The sequence below is a fragment of the Leptospiraceae bacterium genome (genome assembly GCA_015075105.1).
Lineage (GTDB): Bacteria > Spirochaetota > Leptospiria > Leptospirales > Leptospiraceae > JABWCC01.
Genome location: JABTUZ010000001.1, coordinates 1,222,986 through 1,244,366 on the forward strand (window position 1 = coordinate 1,222,986; position 21,381 = coordinate 1,244,366).

16 protein-coding genes and 1 other RNA gene are annotated in these 21,381 nt (G+C 34.6%); 9 read left to right on the plus strand and 8 right to left on the minus strand.

What is annotated here, in order from left to right:
- Nucleotides 1–73: 73 nt before the first annotated feature.
- From HS129_06025 to HS129_06035, 3 genes are all read right to left on the minus strand, one after another.
- On the minus strand, nt 74–1,159 hold the full coding sequence (locus tag HS129_06025) for a DUF262 domain-containing protein (GenBank protein ID MBE7411609.1): 1,086 nt from the start codon (nt 1,157–1,159) through the stop codon (nt 74–76).
- Nucleotides 1,156–2,145, minus strand: coding sequence for an adenosine deaminase (locus HS129_06030; GenBank protein MBE7411610.1), 990 nt, complete (start codon nt 2,143–2,145; stop codon nt 1,156–1,158). Before HS129_06030 ends, HS129_06025 begins: the two co-directional genes overlap by 4 nt.
- 309 nt (nt 2,146–2,454) lie before the next feature.
- The gene (locus tag HS129_06035; GenBank protein ID MBE7411611.1) at nt 2,455–3,072 is read right to left on the minus strand and encodes a class I SAM-dependent methyltransferase; all 618 of its coding nucleotides are present in this window, start codon (nt 3,070–3,072) and stop codon (nt 2,455–2,457) included.
- 251 nt (nt 3,073–3,323) lie between these two features.
- Here HS129_06035 and HS129_06040 point away from each other — a divergent pair, with 251 nt between their 5' ends.
- On the plus strand, nt 3,324–4,442 hold the full coding sequence (locus HS129_06040; GenBank protein MBE7411612.1) for a tyrosine-type recombinase/integrase: 1,119 nt from the start codon (nt 3,324–3,326) through the stop codon (nt 4,440–4,442).
- A gap of 84 nt (nt 4,443–4,526) precedes the next feature.
- On the opposite strand, the gene HS129_06045 is transcribed toward HS129_06040, so the two are convergent.
- Together HS129_06045 and typA are read right to left on the minus strand one after the other, a co-directional pair.
- Complete coding sequence (locus HS129_06045) at nt 4,527–4,868, minus strand: DUF4234 domain-containing protein (protein MBE7411613.1); 342 nt, start codon at nt 4,866–4,868, stop codon at nt 4,527–4,529.
- A gap of 94 nt (nt 4,869–4,962) precedes the next feature.
- Nucleotides 4,963–6,762 (minus strand): translational GTPase TypA, encoded by a 1,800-nt coding sequence (gene typA / locus HS129_06050; GenBank protein ID MBE7411614.1) that lies wholly within the window; start codon nt 6,760–6,762, stop codon nt 4,963–4,965.
- Between the two features lie 106 nt (nt 6,763–6,868).
- Between typA and rplU the strand changes: the two genes are divergently transcribed.
- From rplU to hemW, 4 genes are read left to right on the plus strand one after another with little or no spacing between them, the layout of a single operon-like run.
- Complete coding sequence (rplU, locus tag HS129_06055; protein ID MBE7411615.1) at nt 6,869–7,180, plus strand: 50S ribosomal protein L21; 312 nt, start codon at nt 6,869–6,871, stop codon at nt 7,178–7,180.
- Entirely contained in the window at nt 7,177–7,521 is a 345-nt protein-coding gene (locus HS129_06060) for a ribosomal-processing cysteine protease Prp (GenBank protein ID MBE7411616.1), read from the plus strand. Before rplU ends, HS129_06060 begins: the two co-directional genes overlap by 4 nt.
- Before the next feature lie 4 nt (nt 7,522–7,525).
- The gene (gene rpmA / locus HS129_06065) at nt 7,526–7,789 is read left to right on the plus strand and encodes a 50S ribosomal protein L27 (protein MBE7411617.1); all 264 of its coding nucleotides are present in this window, start codon (nt 7,526–7,528) and stop codon (nt 7,787–7,789) included.
- Nucleotides 7,735–8,937 carry a radical SAM family heme chaperone HemW gene (gene hemW / locus HS129_06070; protein ID MBE7411618.1) on the plus strand — a complete coding sequence of 401 codons (1,203 nt, stop codon included), beginning with the start codon at nt 7,735–7,737 and terminating at the stop codon, nt 8,935–8,937. Before rpmA ends, hemW begins: the two co-directional genes overlap by 55 nt.
- On the opposite strand, the gene HS129_06075 is transcribed toward hemW, so the two are convergent.
- Together HS129_06075 and rnpB are read right to left on the minus strand one after the other, a co-directional pair.
- Nucleotides 8,932–10,959 (minus strand): acetyl-CoA carboxylase biotin carboxylase subunit, encoded by a 2,028-nt coding sequence (locus tag HS129_06075; protein ID MBE7411619.1) that lies wholly within the window; start codon nt 10,957–10,959, stop codon nt 8,932–8,934. The genes hemW and HS129_06075 overlap by 6 nt on opposite strands.
- Nucleotides 10,960–11,031: 72 nt before the next feature.
- Nucleotides 11,032–11,464: RNase P RNA component class A (gene rnpB / locus HS129_06080), an RNA gene on the minus strand.
- A gap of 194 nt (nt 11,465–11,658) precedes the next feature.
- Between rnpB and HS129_06085 the strand changes: the two genes are divergently transcribed.
- Nucleotides 11,659–13,440 (plus strand): hypothetical protein, encoded by a 1,782-nt coding sequence (locus tag HS129_06085; GenBank protein ID MBE7411620.1) that lies wholly within the window; start codon nt 11,659–11,661, stop codon nt 13,438–13,440.
- Nucleotides 13,441–13,462: 22 nt separating this feature from the next.
- Here HS129_06085 and HS129_06090 read toward each other — a convergent pair whose 3' ends face one another.
- Nucleotides 13,463–15,130, minus strand: coding sequence for a cation:proton antiporter (locus HS129_06090; protein ID MBE7411621.1), 1,668 nt, complete (start codon nt 15,128–15,130; stop codon nt 13,463–13,465).
- Between the two features lie 572 nt (nt 15,131–15,702).
- Between HS129_06090 and HS129_06095 the strand changes: the two genes are divergently transcribed.
- From HS129_06095 to HS129_06105, 3 genes are all read left to right on the plus strand, one after another.
- Nucleotides 15,703–17,073 (plus strand): TolC family protein, encoded by a 1,371-nt coding sequence (locus HS129_06095; protein MBE7411622.1) that lies wholly within the window; start codon nt 15,703–15,705, stop codon nt 17,071–17,073.
- Nucleotides 17,074–17,222: 149 nt separating this feature from the next.
- A complete protein-coding gene (locus tag HS129_06100; GenBank protein ID MBE7411623.1) occupies nt 17,223–18,107 on the plus strand; it encodes an efflux RND transporter periplasmic adaptor subunit in 885 nt (294 codons plus the stop codon).
- A 6-nt stretch (nt 18,108–18,113) separates the two neighbouring features.
- Nucleotides 18,114–21,368 carry an efflux RND transporter permease subunit gene (locus HS129_06105; GenBank protein ID MBE7411624.1) on the plus strand — a complete coding sequence of 1,085 codons (3,255 nt, stop codon included), beginning with the start codon at nt 18,114–18,116 and terminating at the stop codon, nt 21,366–21,368.
- The last annotated feature ends 13 nt before the right edge of the window (nt 21,369–21,381 follow it).

The following is a 21,381-nucleotide window of genomic DNA, read 5'->3' on the forward strand; positions in this document are numbered from 1 at the left end:
CCAAATGTTCAATTTAGCACTGAACCCGCCATTTTGCCAAACTGCTGTTAGCCGTTCGGTGTTTTGTTTTTCGCTATTTTCCACTTTTTCGTCTGTTGTCGTCTTTGCATAACATTTGGCAATTTTCTTCTATTGTTTTTCCGCCTTCGTGCCAAGGTGTAATGTGGTCGCCTTCCATTCCAGAAATGTCATAATTCTTTTTACAAATCGGACAAACTCCTTTTTGTTTTTCGTACATTTTTTGTTTTACGCTGTCTGAAAAAGTTCTAATTCCTAAATATCTTTCGTCTCTTGTCAAAATGTAAGCGTAAATTCCACTCTTTTTTTCAACTTCATCGTCTGCGATTAATCTTGCTGTTTCTTCTTCAATGGCTTTTGTATCGTAAATTACATCTTTGTATTTATTGTACAGAAAACCCCATTGAATACCTTTCATAAACTTTTTACGCTTATTGGTAAAAGTTGCGTTTACCCAAGTTATGACAGATTGAAAATACATCCACAACGCAGTTGCGTTTGGGTCGTGTTGGTGAGTTGCCATATAATTTTCAATTTTGTCTTCTGAAATCCAATAAATGGCAGTTTCTAAAAATTCTTGTCTTATTGGTGAACCGTTTAAATAATCTCCACCAATATTATAAGCAACACAACCGCTTTTACTGAAATAACGTTTAGCGTCAGAAACCCAACTACCTGTATAAACTGCGTTTCGCAGTTCTTGTTCAGTTAGTTTTTCTCCTGCAATATTTATGGTTTTAAACCATTCTAATTTTTCGCTTTCAGTTCCGCTACAAACATAAACCATCAATTTGTAGTTTAAAATTTGTTCTTTTTCGTCTGCTTTTAAGTTGTGAAAATATCTGTTTTGAAAAGCAAATTCTCCGTCCACATATTGGCAAATTGAAATTGTTCTTTGTTGTCCGTCAATGACTTCAAAAGTTCCGTCTTCACGAACTGCCCAATACATAACATTTAGAGGGAAATTTTTGGTAATTGTATTTATTACAGCATCTCTTTGTTTGTCTTTGTAAATAAATTCACGTTGGTAAGGTGGACGAATGTCCAACTTGCCACCAAAACCAACAACTCCGTTTTCATTGTTGTCTTGAAAGCCGTCAGATAATTCTTGTATCGTTATTTCTTTAAGTTCTATGTTCATAATCTTTTGTTCTTTATCAAAATTCTTGCATAAATTTTTGAACCATTTACATAAGGATAACCAAAATTAAAATCGTCTATTTTTGTTGTAGCCATTTGTCCTATTATTTCAAACTGGTCTGGATTAAATTTGTCTAAAAAGGTTATTGGAACTCCCATTGTTCCTTTATAATCCATTGGTATCTCTTTTGTTTTATCAACATTTATTGCATCATAATTGTCATAACGCGGATATTCTTCTGGTGTATAGTTTTTATATAGAATTATATCTTCGTGTCTTTTAGCTGTATCTAAATTTGTTAACCACAAACAATTATTTGTTGCTACAATTCTATTACCATCTTCATCAACACGAGCTTCTGTTCCATACAATTCATAATGTTTTGGAACTATAAAACCTGAAATTCCACGTCCCATATTTACACCTAGCCACGCTTTATTTTCTTTGATTAGTTTGAAAATTTCTTTGTAAGAAATAGCATTAATGTTTCCAATGATTAAGAATTTTTTGTCGTACTCAATTAGTTGTGCAACATATTCACGAAATAATGAAAATGGCGGATTTGTTACAACAATATCTGCTTCTGTCAAAAGTTCAATACATTCTTTGCTTCTAAAATCGCCATCGCCTTTGAGTTCTTTGATACCAATTTCATTTACATCAGGAACGTTGTTTCCGTTTTTGTCGCCTGTATATTCTAAATAAATTGCTTGTTCAGATTTGTTTTCGCTAAACAAGTCCATTTCTTGATTTTTGTAACAAGTAGCAATTAATTTTTTAAGTCCAAATCTTTCAAAGTTGTATGAAAAAAAGTGAAAGAAATTACTAACTCTCGGGTCGTCACAGTTACATAATACGACTTTACCTTTAAAGTGATTTTTATAATGCTTCAATTCTCGTTCAATGTCAGAAAGTTGAGTATAAAACTCGTCTTTCTTGCTCGTTTTTGCCGAAGTCAACATTGAATGTTCTACTTTTCTTGCCATTTATTTAGTCAATTTGTTAAGGTCGTAAAGTTACAATTTTAATTTCTGTTATTTGTCGATTTGTCTGTCGGTTTTGCGGTTCGCTACACTGACGGCTAACGGTTTGCAGCTTGGCGCAGGTGCGGTAATAGAAATCCAAAAGTTCAGTTATGTACCACAGCAAGCCGAAGCAGCTTTTTTTTGCTAATTTAAAACTTTTGAGCAAACAAAAAGCTGCGTAGGCGATGATAGTAGCTCAAAAGTTGAGTTTATATTCTTCAGCCGCACTTGCGCCAAACTGCCTGTTATGTGCATACCCTTCACCTCCTGTCAATTTTGGTGTCGTTTAAAACTGCAAAACAGAAAATTTTGTCTCGTATCAAATGGCGTTATGTGGTCTTCTGTTATGCAACCTAATTTGTCAAAACCGTTTTGAAGTTCTGCTGTTAATTTTTCTTCGCTGTACTGTTTAATTTGAAGTCCGCTACATTTTTCTGGTCCGTTGTCTGAAAAAGTTCCGATTGTCAAAAAGCCCGAAACAGAATTTCTGGCTGTGTCCAAATACTTTGCAATTTGTTCACCTGTTGTTAGAAAATGAAATGTTGCCCTGTCGTGCCAAACATCAAACGTTGTGTCTGGCTGAAATTCTGTGATGTCGCTTACAATCCAATTTACTTTTTCCGCCTTGTCGTTCAAACGTTTTTTTGCTTTGGCAAGAGCTTGTGCTGAAATGTCAAGCACGGTAATATTTTCAAAACCATCGGCAAGCAAATAATCTACAAGTTTGCTGTCGCCACCGCCGATATCTATAATTTTTGCGGTCTTTGTCAAACCGAAAGAATGGATAAAGTCCAAAGAAGTTTTTGGAACATCCTGTGTCCAACTTACTTGGTTTGGATTTTTAGTTTTGTAAACGGTGTCCCAATGTTTTTGTGTAGGATTGTCCATTAAGCGCAAAGTCGGTAAAATATTTTCAATGTCGTGCAGAATTTTGATTTAGGGTTGCACATAACTCTTTTCAGGTGAACATTATACAATATGAATAAAAATTGTCAATGATATTATTAAAATTATTATTACTTTCATTTTGATATTACGAAAAAAATACTCACATTAAGTAACTAAAAACTTGACAATACGATATTATTAGTATAAGTTATATAATGATTAAAAATGAGTATAATATTCAGGTTAATACTATGAATGAAAGTGTTGCTTTGCAAAGCTCGAATGAGGTTTTACCGGCTTTTGTATTGGAAATTAGGAATTTTGCTAACTGTGAAGTGAAATATATTTCTAATGAAAAAATTCGACAATTTTTGCTGAGAAATGGCAGGATTGACTACCAAGAATTTGCTGCTTTGAAGATACATTTTTTGAAAACCATGAATTATTCGAGACGAGTTTTTATGGATATTGAAAAAGAGGGGTTAATTTTACCTACCCATGAGCGAAGGAAAGAAATAGATACTTCATTAGTAAAAATCCCTCGGCAAAAAGAATTTATCGAAACTTTGAAATTAAAAAAATACTCAACGAAGACTTTGAAAAATTATTTGAACATTCTCGCAATCTGCCATCGATACTGTTTAGAAAATTATGAGAAAAGTATCGAAACTCTCGAAACAAGCGATATTCGAATTTATTTTTTATACATCATAGATGAGCGTAAGATTTCGACATCATATGTGAATAATCTGCGTTCAGCTATGATTATTTATTTTAATAAGGTTTTGAATAAAAATGTAACTTTTGATTTTATTCATAAAATACGAAGACCAAAGAGCTTACCGGAGATTTTAACAAAGAATGAAATTCAAAAGATTATCCACAGTATCAATAATGTCAAGCATCGCTTGATGGTCAGTCTTCTATATTCTTCAGGTCTCCGTATTTCTGAGGTGCTTAAGTTAAAGGTAAAAGATGTTGACCTTGAGTCATTGACTATCACTGTTCGAGGTGGTAAGGGTAATAAAGATCGCCTTACGATTTTTTCCGAGTCATTACAAAATGAGCTTTCTGCAATTGTACAAAAACAAAACAAGAATGATTATCTTTTTCCTTCTGGGTGGGATTCCCATAAACCACTTACTGCACGCTCGTTGCAGGCAGTTTTTAAAAGAGCATTAAAAAAATCGGGCATAAAGAAAGAAGCAAGTTGCCATAGTCTTAGGCATTCTTTTGCAACGCATTTGCTTGAAAATGGAACAGACGTTTGTCATATTCAAAAGTTACTCGGGCATCGTAATCTTAACACTACAATGCTTTATACCAGAGTCAGTCGTCCAAGTCTCTTAGGAATCAAAAGCCCATTATGACTAAGCTATAAGGCATAATTTTGGTAAGGAATTTTTACTAAAAAAGAAATGACCCGCACTTAGAAAAAAATGCGGGTATAAAAGTTAAGAATAGAGTTTATTGATTTTATCTTGAATTAAATAAACTGCTGCTAATGGAAAAATGATACCTAGTATAAGAAAAATGGTTCCTTCGTCTGTAGCCGGAAGACCTTTTTTTTCATAGAGTCTTTTCATTTTTTCCCCTTGTTTATAAAACCAAATTATCCCATAAATTCCACAAGTAACTATACTTAAAACCACATCCATACTGGGATTGATCGTTTCATCATTCAGATTTGCCTTTTGTTCATCAGAAATCTTGTACATCCAAATATAGTAGTAAATACCGCAAGTTACGACCATTAGAATGATTGTAACTATAGGGTTTCTTTGTTCTCCAACCATGGTTTACCTTCTTTTAAAGTTTTTGATTGGATTATTATAATAGAGCGTTTTTTTTTGGCAATTATTTTTTTAACAAAAGAAATTTATTTACAACCTATTTTGCTCTTTTTCTCATTGTAGGGTCTAAAATTTTTTTTCTAAGTCTGAGATTGGTAGGAGTTACTTCTAATAACTCGTCTTCATCTAAAAACTCAATATTTTGCTCTAAAGAAAGCCTTCTTGGGGGAGTCAGACGAATTGCTTCATCAGAGCCAGATGCTCTCACATTTGTAAGTTTCTTCTCTCTAACCGGGTTTACCTCCAAATCGTTGTCTTTCGCATTTTCTCCTATGATCATTCCTGGATAAACTGCTGTGTTTGGGTCAATAAACAAAGCTCCCCTTTCTTGGATTTTCCAGAGTGCATAAGCCGTTGACTCTCCAGAATCCATGGAAACAAGTGCTCCATTTTTTCTTCCAGGAATTTCTCCTTTATACGATCCGTATTTTAAAAACCTACTCGACAAGACTCCTTCTCCCTTGGTTTCTGAAACAAAAAATCCTCTAAAACCTATGAGTCCCCTGGTGGGGATGACATATTCCACCCTTGTAATCCCGGAAGGATGAGCCTCCATGTGGACCAAATCCCCTCTTCTTCTATTCAATTCAGAAATAATGCTACCCGTAAAACTATCGGGCATATCCATTACAAGAGTTTCCATCGGCTCTAACTTTTCTCCATTTTCTCCTGTTTTAAATATTACCTCAGGTCTAGAAACTTGCAATTCAAACCCTTCTCTTCTCATAGTTTCAATTAAAATAGATAGATGCAATTCTCCCCTACCTAAAATCTTAAACCTGTCTTTATCTTCTGTCTCTTCCATTCTCATAGCTACATTTGTTTGTAACTCTCTTTCTAATCTTTCTCTAATATTTCGGGTAGTAACAAATTTACCGGACTTCCCTACAAATGGGGAATTGTTTACCAAAAAATACATAGAAACTGTAGGCTCATCTATTGTTATAGCCGGAAGACCGATAGGGTTTGTAGTTTCTGCAATTGTATCGCCGATAAAAATATCTGGAATCCCTGCAAGTGCAACAATATCCCCGGCAGAGGCAGACTCAATCTCGTTACGCTTCAACCCCTCAAATCCATACAGCTTGGAGATTTTGTAATTTGTTACCTTGCCATTGATTCTAACGAGTGCTACTTCTTGATTTTTCTTAATTGTTCCATGATAAATTTTACCGATTGAAATTCTGCCAACATATTCACTGTAATCCAAACTTACCGACTGAAATTGAAGTGGTTTCGACTCATCTGCCTTCACAGCAGGAACATAAGATAAAATTGTATCCAATAGAGGGCTAATGTCTTTACCCGGTATGTCTTTTAGATCGTGAACTGCCCAGCCTTGCTTTGCTGACGCATAAATAATCGGAAAATCCATCTGCTCATCCGTTGCTCCAAGGTCATGGAACAAATCAAACACCATGTCAACTACCTTATTCGGGCGGCAACCGTCCCTATCTACCTTATTCACTACTAAAATCGGTTTATGCCCGATTTGCAGTGCTTTCCCAAGAACAAATCTTGTCTGGGGCATAGGCCCTTCAAAAGCGTCAACTATCAATAGTGAAGAGTCGGCCATGATCAAAACCCTCTCTACCTCACCACCAAAATCGGCGTGACCCGGCGTATCGATCACATTGATCTTAGTATTTTTGTATTGTACTGCTGTGTTTTTTGCTACAATCGTTATCCCTCTTTCTTGTTCTAACTCGTTTGAATCCATCACCCTTTCTTTTGTTTCTTTGGATGTAAGTGATCCGGTTGATTTTAAAATAACGTCGAGTAAAGTAGTTTTTCCGTGATCCACGTGTGCAATAATTGCTATGTTTCGAATTTCCATGAGACCATAAATTTTTTGTGCCTTTTTCTGTCACTGTCATTTTCATTGACAAACTTTAGGATTTTGAAATTATGGCAAAATAATATAAATTCTTGGAATAAAAAACATGTACGCAGTAATTTCACTCGGAAATAAACAATACAAAATTCAAAACAATGATATTTTTCTAACAGAGAAAACAGAAAATTCTGTAGGCTCTCAATTTGAAGCAAAAGTGCTACTACTTGCAGATAAAAATAAAATTCACATTGGCTCGCCTTCTGTAAAAGATGCAAAAGTTTCTTTAAAAGTTTTAGAGGACCTCAGAGGGCCTAAAATTCACGGATTCAAATACAAAAAAAGAAAAAACTACCACAGGCAATGGGGTCACAGACAAGACCTTCAAAAAATGCAAGTAGTAAAAATTGAAAGTGTTTGATTGAGATTTGGTTTAAAAAACAAGGAAATAATTATAGTAAAATAAAAATTAGTGGTCATTCTGTAACAAGAAATGATTTTTTAAAAAGCGAAAAGATTGAAGAAAAAATCGGTCTGAATGTAATTTGTGCTGCAGTATCTATCCTTACTCAAAGCCTGTATATTTACTGTAAGGAAAAAGGGGCAGTCAAATCAGAGAAAATATCAAACGGACTCTTAGAATTTGAATTGAATAAAATCAATTCAAATACAAATACTGTTTTTGAAATGGTAGAAATGGGCTTATTGAATCTAAAAATTCAATATCCGAAAGAAATTTTAATAGAATACTTAGAGGAATAAACAAATGGCACATAAAAAAGGTGGCGGTTCATCAAAAAACGGTAGAGATTCCCACGCACAGCGACTTGGGGTAAAGAGATTTGGTGGGGAGCTGGTACTTGCAGGAAATATTTTAGTAAGACAAAGAGGCACTAAATTCAAACCAGGGAAAAATGTAGGCGTTGGAAAAGACCACACTCTTTTTGCTTTGACAAATGGAATCGTAAAATTTGAATATGTGGAAAAAACGAAAAAACAAATTTCTGTTTATCCGCAAAAAACTGCATAGAAATTATTCAGAAAAGGGAAAATTATTTAGGACTCTATATTCATTTTCCCTACTGCATTCAAAAATGCTCCTATTGTGATTTTTTTTCCGTAGAGTTAAATAGCCAAGCACCACAAAACCTAAAACTCATTTTTGATTTATATAAAAATGAATTACTAACACGAATCCAACTCGAGCCAGAACTTACTAATCTAAAACTCGATTCTATTTTTTTCGGAGGTGGAACTCCATCTATAGCCGACCCTAAAGACTACGAAGACTTTATTCTATTTGTAAAAAAAAATCTTCAATTAGAACTTAGCTCTGAAATTACAATCGAATGCAACCCAGAAAATATAAATTCAAACTACTTGAATGAATTGCACAACGCCGGAATAAATAGGCTAAGTGTAGGGATTCAGAGCTTTGAAGAAAAAAATTTAACCACACTCGAAAGAATATTCCATAAAAAAAATTACGATAGCCTTTTAAATAATCTTCAGAATTCCAAGTTTTCTAATATTAGTTGTGATCTAATCTATGGAATACCCGGTCAAACCAAAGAAACTTTTTATGAAGATTTAAGAAAACTCTTAAACTCAAAAATTCAACACTTAAGTTTATATTCTTTGACAGCAGAAAAAAATACTCCCTATTTTAGAAAAATCCGAACAAAAAATGCGTTACCACCAAACGAAATTCTTCAGTCTGAAATACTAGAAGAGATTTCTCCATTTTTAAAAAGTTTTGGTTTTTACCACTACGAAGTATCCAATTTTGCAAAGGAAGGTTTTTATTCAAAACATAACCTAAAATACTGGACAATGGAATACTATCTAGGACTCGGGGCTGGAGCACACGGATTTACACCAAGGGGACGTTATGCGAATTCTAAAAATTTGCAAAAATATTTCGACAAAGAATTAAATCTGCAATTTGACTCTCCTTCCATAAAGGATGAACTCGCCTTGACCCTATTTAGGATATTTTTACCGATACAACTGAATTCTTTTTTGCATATTTACGAGGAGAAAAAAGAGGAAGTAGAAAAACTCATTCAAGACTGGTCTAAAAAAGGAATTTGCACTTTTCATAACGGTGTATTCCAATGGAACAATACATCAATCTTGCACTTAGATAACCTAATTTTTGAGTTAGCCAATCTATGATTTAGACACAAATTGCACAAGTAGAGTGTCTTGCATTACAAGCTCTCCCTCTTTGCAAAATATTTCCTCGACCTCACATTCTTTTTGTGCCTTGATCGCATTTTCCATTTTCATTGCTTCTAAGATTAAAATAATTTCTCCTGCATGAAAAATTTTTCCTTTTACTGCGTTTAACTTCAGAATTTTTCCGGGCATGGGACTGTGAATTTTATTTCCCATTTCAGAAGATGTTTCAGAGTTTCTTTCTTGAAAACTACCTCTTAGGGTGAGTCGATTGTAATGAATACAAATTGTATTTCCTTTTCTAAAAAAATACAGAGTCGTGTTATCTGAAAATTCGATTCTTTCTTCGTCTATCCGCTTAGTCAATGGAAAATCTACTTGAAATCTCTCTGTAGATGTTTTCACTTCGCATTGAATTTTTTCCGAGATCAGCCTCAATTGGACTTCATAATTTTCTCCAAGTATAGAAAACCGGTCGGTTTCCAATGATTCTAATAATTGATAATTAGAAGGGAGAGGATTTTTTTTTCCACCACCATTCCAAAATTGAAAGCTATTCATATTTTCCCAAATCGTAGCTGAATTTTTTCTTAAATTGCTGATGATTGCAAATAGACCGACGTACTTTGCCATAAGCTCAGCTTTCAACTTTGAATTAGATTTGAAATTATTGTCTAAAAAGTGGGTCGTTATGTTATTTTTTTGGTATTCTGGATGGCTCATTATTTCCAATAAATAAGGAATATTCGTAACCGGACCAAATAAAATAAATTTTCCAAGAGCGTCTTGCATTTTCTGAATAGCTTTTTCTCTAGAATCTCCGTGAACAATTAGTTTTGCGATCATCGGGTCGTAAAACATACTAACCTCAGAGCCTTCCTCTACTCCATTGTCCAAACGAATTCCATCGCCTTCAGGAAATACAACCTTTTCTATTTTTCCTATCGACGGTAAAAAATTATTCTGCGGATCTTCAGCATAGATTCTAACTTCTATAGCGTGCCCTTTCTGTTTTGGCGATTTTTCTTTGTCCATAGAAAAATACAACGGGTGTCCCTCTGCGATCCGAATCTGTAATTCCACTAAGTCTAGCCCGGTTACCATTTCTGTGACCGGGTGCTCCACTTGAAGTCTTGTATTCATTTCAAGAAAATAAAATTCTCCACCCTCACCCAAAATAAACTCAACAGTACCCGCTCCAAGGTATCCAATTGACTTGGCAGCTCTCACTGCTACATCTCCCATTTTTTTTCTTAAACTCTCACTTAATTTTTCTGCTGGAGATTCCTCTACTACCTTCTGGTGTCTTCTTTGAATAGAGCACTCTCTTTCAAATATATGCTCTACGTTTCCGTGTTTATCCCCAAATACTTGAAACTCAATATGACGAGGGGATTTCACATAACGCTCTAAAAGTACTTTGTCGTTTTTAAAAAAATTCAATGCTTCTCTTTTTGCAGATGTAAGGGACTCAAAAAATTCGTTTTCATTTTCTACTCTTCTCATCCCTTTTCCGCCACCACCTGCGCTTGCTTTAATCATCACAGGGAAACCGATTTCTTTTGCTTTTAGGAGTAAGTGTTCGGAGTCTTGGTTTTCTCCGTTGTAGCCCGGAACAACCGGAACGTTGGCTTTTTCCATCTCGATCCGAGATCCTATTTTGTCTCCCATTACCTGAATCGCATGGATTGTAGGTCCGATAAATTCTATATTTTCTTTTATTAGGGAATTTGCAAAATCAGGGTTTTCAGATAGGAAACCATAACCCGGATGAACTGCATCTGCTTTTGTAGATTTACACGCATCAATTATTTTGGGTATATTTAAGTAGGACTCTCTTGCCTCTGACTCTCCGATATACACGGATTCGTCTGCCAATTTTACAAAAGGTGAATCTCTATCTGCATCCGAATATACTGCCACAGATAAAATTCCCATTTTTTTACAAGTTTGGATTACTCTTGCAGCAATCTCTCCACGGTTGGCAATTAGTATCTTTTTAATTTTTTTTTCGCTCATCAACTTTTATACAATCCTCTTACTCATAAATAGAGAATGTTTCTTTGAGCTTATATGTCAACCATACATAGAAAAATTGTCCTGTCTATAAGCCGGATTCTGTTCCAGCCTTTGCATGCAAGGGCTGGAGATAGCCATTTATCTTGTCAATTTGAGTCTCCTCAAAGATCTTTTCTCTCTACCCGCAGTCTGGGGGAATTGCCTCGTAACGACTGCTTACTTGAGATTTCACCAAGAAGGGTTTACCCTGCCAAGTTTTTTACAAAACTCGCGGTGGGCTCTTACCCCACCATTTCACCCTTACCCCTCACCACTTTTTCCCCAAGGGGAAAAAGTGATGAGGGGCGGTATATTTTCTGTGGCACTAATCCCCCCTCACCACTTTTTCCCCTTGGGGAAAAAGTGGTGAGGGGCCGGGTGTTACCCGGTTCTCTAATTCCAGGTGTCCGGACTTTCCTCACTTTTTTAGCTAAGCTAAAATACGCGCGGCTATCCGACAGGACAATTTATTACTTAGACTACTACAAATGAATTGCAAGTATTTTTCATTCTTTTTTTTTCTAACCAATTTTTACTTTAAATATTTTTTTTAAAATATCGATTAGTTCCCCCTTATATCCTTGACATCTTGGTCGGTTTAGATTCTTAATTTTACTATTCGATTAAAGAAAAATTTGAGAGATTGTGTGTTAGTTAAAAATGCCGTTAAATTTTAATATTAAAAAATATTTACTCTGGATTTTAGTATTTTTACTATTTGCTTTTTTTACTCAAAAAATAATCAAAAATTTTGACGGGCCTGTTTTTGGGTATGGGGATACAAATAACTGGGAACACACCGGGTATTTTTTATACAAATATTTAAGTTTCACTCCACTTCCTCAGATTCAGTTTATAAACGATGGCACACTTTTTCCTTTTGGCTCTAACCATGTTTTTCAGTCTTGGAGTTTTGAAAAAGATTTTTTCTGGATGAGTTTTTATCATTTTTTTGGAAATGGCCCTTGGCTAAAATTCTATACTCTATTCACATTTATTATTACTTTTTTTGGCTCTTATTTTATTTTAAAAAAATTTTTTAACGACACCCAAAGCATCATCACTTCTATTCTACTTACTTTTTTTAATTTTTATTCTATTTTAAAATACCCTTACCACTTAGTTTTTTCCAATACGCATTGGTTAATTCTATCTATTTTATTGGATTTTTTACTAATCCGGAATTATGTCATTCTAAAAAAAATTCACTTCCACTTGGTTTTACTTAGGGCACTGACCCTTAGTCTTGGCTTGGGTCAAGAACTCGGGTATGTAGTCGGACTTAACCTTACTTCTTTTCTAATTACTTACTTTTTCTTATTCATTTATCTTTTTTTGGATAATAAAATTTCTTTATTATTGGAATTAAAAAAAAAAATTCTTGAGAATAGAATCTTTTCGATTTTCACTATCTCTATTTTTTTCATTGTTTTTGTATTTTATTTTTCTTTAATTTTAGAAGTAAGAAAAAATATTTATTCTTTTCCCTCAAAAGAAATCCCAGAAGGTGTTTGGTGGTCTAATCCTCTAAGAATATTTTTACCTTTTTTTCCAAATATTATTCGCTCAAACGATTTTCTTGAATCTTTTTTTAAAGATACCCCGGACGGGCTTGGGACTGGAAGTGTGGGCTTTACTCTTCTTTGTCTTGGAATACTTGGCTTATACCACACAAAAAATAAAATCAAAATATTTCTTCCACTACTCGTAATGCTTTTTTTATTTTTTTTATACCACCCTAAATTTTTTCCAATTTTAAAAATTTTTCCTTGGTTTCAATATATGAGAGTTTCAGGAAGAGCCACTTTAGTCCTGCCTGCAATTTTTGCAATATTCACTCTCGGAATTGATTGGACAAAATTCAAATCGATCCAATTTCAAATTTTAGTAATAATTTTTACCATAATTTCACTTATAGAGTTGAATCATGCGTATAAACTCAGAATCAGTATAGACTCTAAAATCCCAAAAGAATTCTACGCTTATATGGAAATAATCAAAAATTCCAAAGGGGAAGGAGTTTTAGACTGGCCATTTTGTATCTATGGTGCAAACTTGGATACAGGGCTATGCCCGTTTTACCCTCAAACAATTGGTTCGTATTCATTCACCAAATTTCACGAAAAAAAAGTAATCGGACAATACTACGGTAGAGTTCACCCTTCTCAGGTAGCTCCATTTAACAAACTTGGGTTAAAAGAATTATTTCTTTACGATAAAAATTCTAATCCACTTTTCCCTTCTCAATCAAGATGCTTTAACGAAAATGAATGGAAAAAGTTTGAAGAATTTTACTACAAGTACGACTTTTCAGGGATTAATCTATACACGGATACAATCGGTGAAAAATGTAAACTAGAGTTTTACAAAAAATTTGGAAACCCTATTGCAAGAGTAAAAATCCCCTATTCTGGGAATCTGGAATTTATTCCCAAAAAATAAAACCTAATACACTTATCTATATTTATTTTTCTTCTAAGATTAATTCAAACAAAAGCTCTCCCGCAATTCGCCCTGGAACGATTACCTTAGATGCACCTTTTTTTAATAATTTTTTTTCTGTTGCCTCGTCGTCTGCACAAAGTATAATCCTCGCTTTTGGATTAATTTTTTTTAGGTTTTCTAATAAATGCTCGTTTGTGACACCTTTTAAAAAAGTATCAGAAATCGAACAAACTATACACTTTGCTTCACTGAGTCCGGAGTGCACAAGACTTTCGACCGAAGCAATATCTCCATAAGCCCAACGATAACCCATTTTTTCCAATTTTTCTCTGTGGATTGGGTTATAGTCAACAATTACAATTCTTTTAGTAAGTGAAGGAGAAAGATCATAAGCGTATTCTGTAAATTCCATTGCAATCCTAAAATACCCTAAAACAAAAATATCTCTACCATCTCCGTGCTTGTGTTTTTTGTCCTCTTCAATATTTAATTCTTCGATTTCTTTTTTGTATTTTTTACTGAATAGGCTTAATATTTTTAAGGCTAAGCCATGGTTGTATTGAATGAAATAAGTAGATAGAATTGCAGAAAAAATCGTAGAAGTTAAAATCAAATCAGACAACTCGGAAGATACATGTTGAAGTGAAATTCCTATTGCAACGATAACAAGTGAAAATTCACTCACTTGGGAAAGATTAAACGAAGCAATTAGACCGTTTCTTGCACCCTTTTTTGTTACGATAGAAGGAAATGTGATTGTGACAATTCTAAACAAAATCAAGAAAATTAAAATAACAACTGAAAGCAGTAAAATTTCAACAGAAGGAGATCGCACCTTTAGCCCTAAGGTAACAAAAAATAAGGTGACAAAAAAATCTCTTACGCCTATTACCTTGGAGATCACATCTGCACCGAATGGAAAAGCTGCGATCGTAACACCTGCAATTAGTGCCCCCATCTCTCGAGATAGGGACAAAAGATCGGCTACCCCGCATATAGCAAAACACCAAGCAATTGAAATAACAAGCACAAGTTCCGGTCTATTGGCAATTGCATGAAAAATTCTTGTTAGTACAAATTTACTAAAAAGAAAAGAAACAAAAAACAATCCTGAGATTGCAAGAAAAGACATACCGATTTTAGAAGCCTCCGGGTTATTTAAATTAGCTTGTAACCCGATAAAAAGTATAGCCCAAATATCTTGTAAAACGAGTATCCCAAGCGTCAACTGACCGGAAACAGTAGAAAGTTCAATTTTATCTTGAAGTAATTTTACTACAATCAACGTAGAGCTTAAAGAAATAGCTACAGAAAGATAGAGTATATTGAATTTTTCTCCAATCCAAGGAACAGGTAGAAATCCAAATATAAAATAGGCTAAAGCAAGAGTGATGTAAAACTGGCAAACACCGATGATGAGCATGGAAACTCCCATCTTGGCAAGGTCTTTTATTTTAATTTCCAAACCTATGATAAATAATAAAAAAATTAAACCAATCTCTGAAATCAGCTCAATTGAGGCACCATCCGTAATTAAAGCAAAGCCCATTTCTTTGCCCAAAATAACTCCGGCAAGAATATAGCCTAAGATCAACGGTTGTTTCAGTAGTCTGGCAATTAAAGCCATCCCTCCGGCGGTAACGATACTTAGGCCTATGTTTGATAAAAGCGAACTTTGGTGCTCCATTTTCTTCCCCTGCTAAATCCTATCTTTACTGAAATTATTTTTTTAAAAAATTGATTTGACAAATTTTTCTGAAATATATAATTTTTATTTTATCTGTATATATTTTCGGAAAAATATCAGTCTAACACTCAAATGAAAAGAAAATTTTTTATTTTTCTACTCATAATCGGGATTTTATTTTCCATCGACTGTAAGGAGTTGATGCGTAATAACGCTTCATGCCCTTTGACTCAAATTACTAAATTAGAACTCCCTCCCTGCCATGGGGTAAAGGAAAACTCCAAAAAAGATAAGTGCAACTGCAAAGCAGTCGAAAAAGCAATTCTGGATAAACCTGACTTCACATACTTTTCACCAATTTTTTCTACCTCAACTTTATTAGAACAATCTTTTTTCCGGTTCAAGAAACCTACCTCTATACAAGATTTACAATTTTCTTATTTAAAAATACCCTCCCCGTTAATTTCAAACATTACTACAATTCATCTTCAAATCTGAAAATTTTCCAAAACAAAACTATTAGTTAATTCAAATCTGTAATCAATCTGATTCATTCATTTTGGAGAAATTTTATGAAATATTTATACATCGTAGTCTGTACCTTTACCTTTATAGCAATTGAATCTATAGCCGCTGACAGCTTAGAAGATATATCAAAAACAATATTAAAAAAACACCCGGAAATACTCTCTTTAGAAAGTGAGCTGATTTCCCGAAAATCGGACAGCGTTCACAAGTCAACCTACCCTGACCCGAAAATAGGAATCGCTTACAGAAGCTATCCCTATTCCAAAGATGGTAGATTTGAAAACTCAAGTACAAGAAACACATCTATGGCTGGTATAGAATATTCCTTTTCTCAAGAAATTCCATTTCCCGGTAAAATTTCTTCAGAGCGAACTCTTGGAAATTTAACAGCAATTGAATTTGAGCACTATACAAAAATGCAAAAGAATAGATTTCTAAAAGATTTTTATATTCTACTATTGAAACTGCACATAACTGAAAATAAAATCAAGTGGAACTCTTCAATTTTAAACACATTGGTCTCGATAGAAAAAGTTGCTAAGGCAAATTACTCTGCTGGAAAAATTCCGTATATTGATGTAGTAAAGAATAAGATCAACATCACAATTACAAAAGACAAAGAAATCGAATTAAACCAAACGAAAAATTCTATTGTTGCCTCTTTAAAATATTATACAGACCCTATTGGAGAAAAAACAGATCGTATTACTCAAATCAATTTTCTAAATTTTCTGAAAGAAAAAAAGAATAAAATTGAGTTAGAAAATTTACAATCGGTAAAAAAATTTCTGAAAAAAAATCCTGTACTCTTATTTTCTGAAGCTTCAATACAAAAATCCAAAGCCGAAGAGAAAGTTACCCAATTCTCCCATCTTCCGGAAACAGAAGTATTTTTTGCTTATATGAAACGTAAAGATCAAAAATTTGCCGTTGACCAAGGACCTTTAGAGTATAGAATAATGGATCAAACCGAATACAGAGGAGATTTAATGTCTTTTGGACTAACGATGAGAGTTCCTGTTTGGTCTCTTCTAACACGCTCGGCTCTAAACGAAAGAGAAGAAGAGAAAGTTAAGATGAGTGTTTCAGAAACAAAAAAAAGAGAAATCGAATTGGAAACAAATTTTACAAATTTCATAAGCCAATACCAAGGAGCTGACAAACAACTAAAACTCCACGATGAAATACTAATCCCACAATTGCAACAGGCTCAAATTGCACAGAACACTTCTTTGGGAAAAATTTCTGATATATCCGGGTCTTTGCAACTAAAAATGGATTTGTACAATAGTCATCTTACAAGGGAAGACTTGTTAGAAAAAAAATACACTTCTTTAATTTCAATTTTTGAGCTAACCGATTACTTGCTACCTGAAAATAGTCCCACCCACAATCACAATGGAGAACATCAATGAAACCACTAAGAGTTATTTTTTTAATTATCCTGATTATCACTACCTTCAATCTATGCTCCAAATCTCATTCTCATACCCAAGAGATATGGTATTGCCCAATGCACCCGGATTATACGAGTGATCACTCGGGGAAATGTCCGATATGCAACATGAACCTCGTTCTAAAAAAAGATTCCGTAAGCACCACGCATTCAAACGAAAGTTCTAAGGATACGACCCATGAACCGAATTCTCTCTACCTGTCTGAAGATAAAGAAGCTCTGATTGGAATTAAAACTTCTAAGATAGAATTTAGAAATTTGGTAAAAAGAGTTTCTTTTTCAGGAAACGTAGCTTATGACCCGGAGCTATACTCTGCAATTTTAGAATTTCGAGAAGCTGTAAGGAATTCAAAAATTAGTGAAGAGGACTCTGTGTCGTCTAACGCACTTATTCAATCTGCAAAGATTCGCTTAAAACAGCTTGGACTTTCGGATTCCACAATTCAAGAGTGGACAAAAGAAAATAAAAACATAACACAACTCATTGCCGGAGGAAAAAATGGAAAGTCCTTAATCTATTCCCAAGTCTATGAATCCGATATATCTCTCATAAGATTGGGACAAAAAGTAGAAGTGAAGTCAAGTTCATTTCCAAAAGAGATATTCACGGGAGAAGTACGAGGAATCGACTCAATTGTAAACACAAAAAATCGAACTCTAAGAGTGAGAAGTGAGGTAAATGACCCTAAGAACTTATTAAAGCCCCAAATGTTTACGGAAATAGTCATATTAGTAAATTTAGGAAAATTACTATCAGCTCCAAAATCAGCTATTTTAGATACAGGCAAAAAACAAGTAGCCTATCTTAAAATCAGTGAATCAAAATTTTTACCGAAAATTGTTAGAACGGGGCAAGAAACTGAAGAATTTTATGAAATCTTAAACGGTCTCAAAGAAATGGATGAAGTAGTCGTAGGAGGAAATTTTTTACTCGATTCTGAAGCAAAGTTGAAGTTAGGCGAAACCTCCAACCATGAACAACTCCACAAGTAGGGTACAATGATTAAAAGAATTATAACATTTTCAGCAGAAAATAAAGTACTAACAATAGCGATCACTCTGGTCTTGCTTGCAATTTCTTACTATTCTCTAAAATCAATTCCTTTGGATGCGATCCCCGATCTTTCCGATACACAAGTAATTGTGTATTCAAAATGGGATAGAAGCCCTGATATAATAGAAGACCAAGTTACCTACCCGATTATCACTTCCCTGCTTGGCGCACCAAGGGTAAAGTCGATTAGAGGATTTTCGGATTTTGGGTTTTCTTATGTATATGTAATATTTCAAGACAACACGGATATTTACTGGGCAAGATCCAGAGTATTAGAATACTTGTCAAAAATTCAAAGCTCTTTACCGGCCGGTGTAAAAACAGAAATCGGTCCGGACGCTACAGGTGTCGGCTGGGTATTTCAGTATGCGCTAATCGACAAGACCGGAAGTTATGACCTCTCTGAACTAAGGAGTTATCAAGATTTTAAATTACGATACCAACTAACGTCCATACCGGGAGTTTCTGAGGTAGCGGGAATCGGAGGATTCAAAAAACAATACCAAATCACTGTAAACCCTTCTTTAATGCTATCCATGAATATTCCCATGTCAACCATAATACAAAAAGTCAGAGACAATAACAAAGAAATTGGCGCAAGGATATTAGAATTTAGTGGTGCAGAATATATGGTTCGAGGAAGAGGCTACGCTAAATCAATTGAAGACTTTGAGAAAATAGGAATCGGCTCTGATGAAAACGGGACACCTATTCTTTTAAAGAATTTAGCAAAGGTCGCAATCGGACCTGATATGAGAAGAGGAATCTCTGATTTTAACGGAGAGGGAGATGCGGTAGGCGGAATCGTTATCATGCGCCATGGTGAAAATGCTTTAAACGTAATTGAAAAAGTAAAATGGAAAATAGAAGAAATAAAAAAAACTCTCCCAAAAGGAATGGAGATTGTCACAATCTACGATAGATCCGAGTTAATAGAGCACTCCATTTCCAACTTAAAGTTCAAGCTATTGGAGGAGATCATCATAGTTTCCATAGTAATTTTAATATTTCTTTGGCACTTCCCATCCGCAATAATTCCAATCTTAACAATTCCAATATCGGTTCTATTGTCCTTTATCCCTTTGTATCTATTTGGTGTAGGCTCGAACATAATGTCTCTTGCAGGAATTGCGATCTCAATAGGAGTACTTGTTGACGGTGCAATTGTAGAAGTAGAAAACGCATATAAAAAATTAGAAGAATGGAACTCAAACGGAAGAAAAGGCGATTACCATAAGATTCGATTAGATGCACTTCTCGAAGTAGGCCCATCTGTATTTTTTTCTCTACTTGTGATTTCGGTTGCATTCATCCCGATTTTTACATTGGTAGATCAGGAGGGAAGGTTGTTTAAACCCCTAGCCTATTCTAAAAATTTTGCTATGGCGATTGCTGCACTACTTGCAATTACTTTAGACCCTGCGTTAAGAATGCTGTTTACTCGAATGGAGCCTTTTACATTCCATAACAATTTTCTTTCTAAAGTGACAACATCTATTTTTGTAGGTAACTATTACCCTGAACATCGTCACCCTATCAGTAAAATTTTATTTCGCTTTTATTTACCTCTTTGTAAATTTACTCTAAACTATCCAAAACAAATTATCGGTCTGTCGGTTGTCATAGTTTTACTGACAATACCCTTATATTTTAAACTCGGTAGCGAATTTATGCCCCCACTGTACGAAGAGTCTTTACTATATATGCCTACAACCCTACCGGGCATCTCTGTTAGCGAGGCTGAAAAGTTAATGCAATCTATGGATAAAAAAATTAAATCCTTTCCAGAGGTAATTTCAGTTTTCGGAAAATCAGGAAGAGCAGACACTTCCACAGATCCAGCCCCGTTTTCCATGATGGAAACAGTGATACTGTTAAAACCAGAAAAAGATTGGAGGGAAATCAAAAAAGAAAGATTCTATAAAGGCTGGAATGAAAACCTGCAAAAATTTTTCAGACTATTTATTCCAGATAAAGTAAAACTCACAAAAGACGAGTTGGTAGAAATGCTCGACAAAGAATTGCAATACCCGGGTACTTCCAATGCGTGGACAATGCCGATCAAAGCAAGAATTGATATGCTTTCAACTGGAGTCAGAACTCCCATAGGAATAAAAATTCACGGTTCTTCTTTATACACCATAGAAAGTATCGGAGTTTCTATTGAGAAAATTTTAAAAGACTTTCCAAAAACCAGAAGTGTTTTTGCAGAAAGAAGTGTAGGAGGTTATTTTTTAGATATCAAATTAGATAGAGAAAAGTTAGCTCGTTATAATTTAAGTGTAAACGAAACCCAAGAAATTATTCTAAGTTCTGTAGGTGGAGAAGAAATCACAGAAACAATCGAAGGAAGAGAAAGGTATTCTGTAAACATACGTTATCCTAGAGACCTTAGAGACTCTCTCTCCGAGATAAAAAGAATTCTTGTTCCCATTTCCACAGGAGGACACATCCCAATCGGTGAAATCGCAGAAATAGAATTTAAGACAGGACCCGCAATGATTCGAGATGAAAACGGATTTTTAACGGGCTATGTTTATGTAGATACGAAAGACAGTGATATTGGCGGCTATGTAGAGAAAATCAAAACCAAAATATCTGAAGAAATTCAACTACCGGATGGGTACACAATCACATGGAGTGGACAATACGAAAATATGATTCGAGTCAGAGAAAGGTTAAAAATAATTTTACCTGTCACGATAGCACTTATATTTTTACTGATATACTTAAACACAAAGTCCGCCAAAGAAACTGTACTGGTTTTACTTGCAGTTCCATTTTCGCTCATCGGCGCAGTTTGCCTTTTGTATTTTCTAAACTACCAAATTTCTGTAGCAGTATGGGTTGGGATGATTGCCCTACTTGGTTTGGATGCTGAAACCGGTGTGTTCATGCTTTTGTATTTAGACCTATCCTACAACCAAGCTAAAAAAGACAAAAAATTAAATTCCGTTCAAGAGTTAAAAGAGGCGATTCTACACGGTGCCGTAGGAAGGGTTAGACCCAAAATTATGACTGTGCTCGCAGGATTTATGGGGTTACTTCCAATCATGTGGTCAACAGGAGCCGGCTCAGATATAATGAAAAGAATTGCAGCACCAATGGTTGGTGGACTTTTTACTAGTTTTTTATTGGAACTGCTTGTTTATCCCCCAATTTATTTGTTATGGAAAAAAAATGAATTAAAAGAAAAATGACCAATAGAAAAAA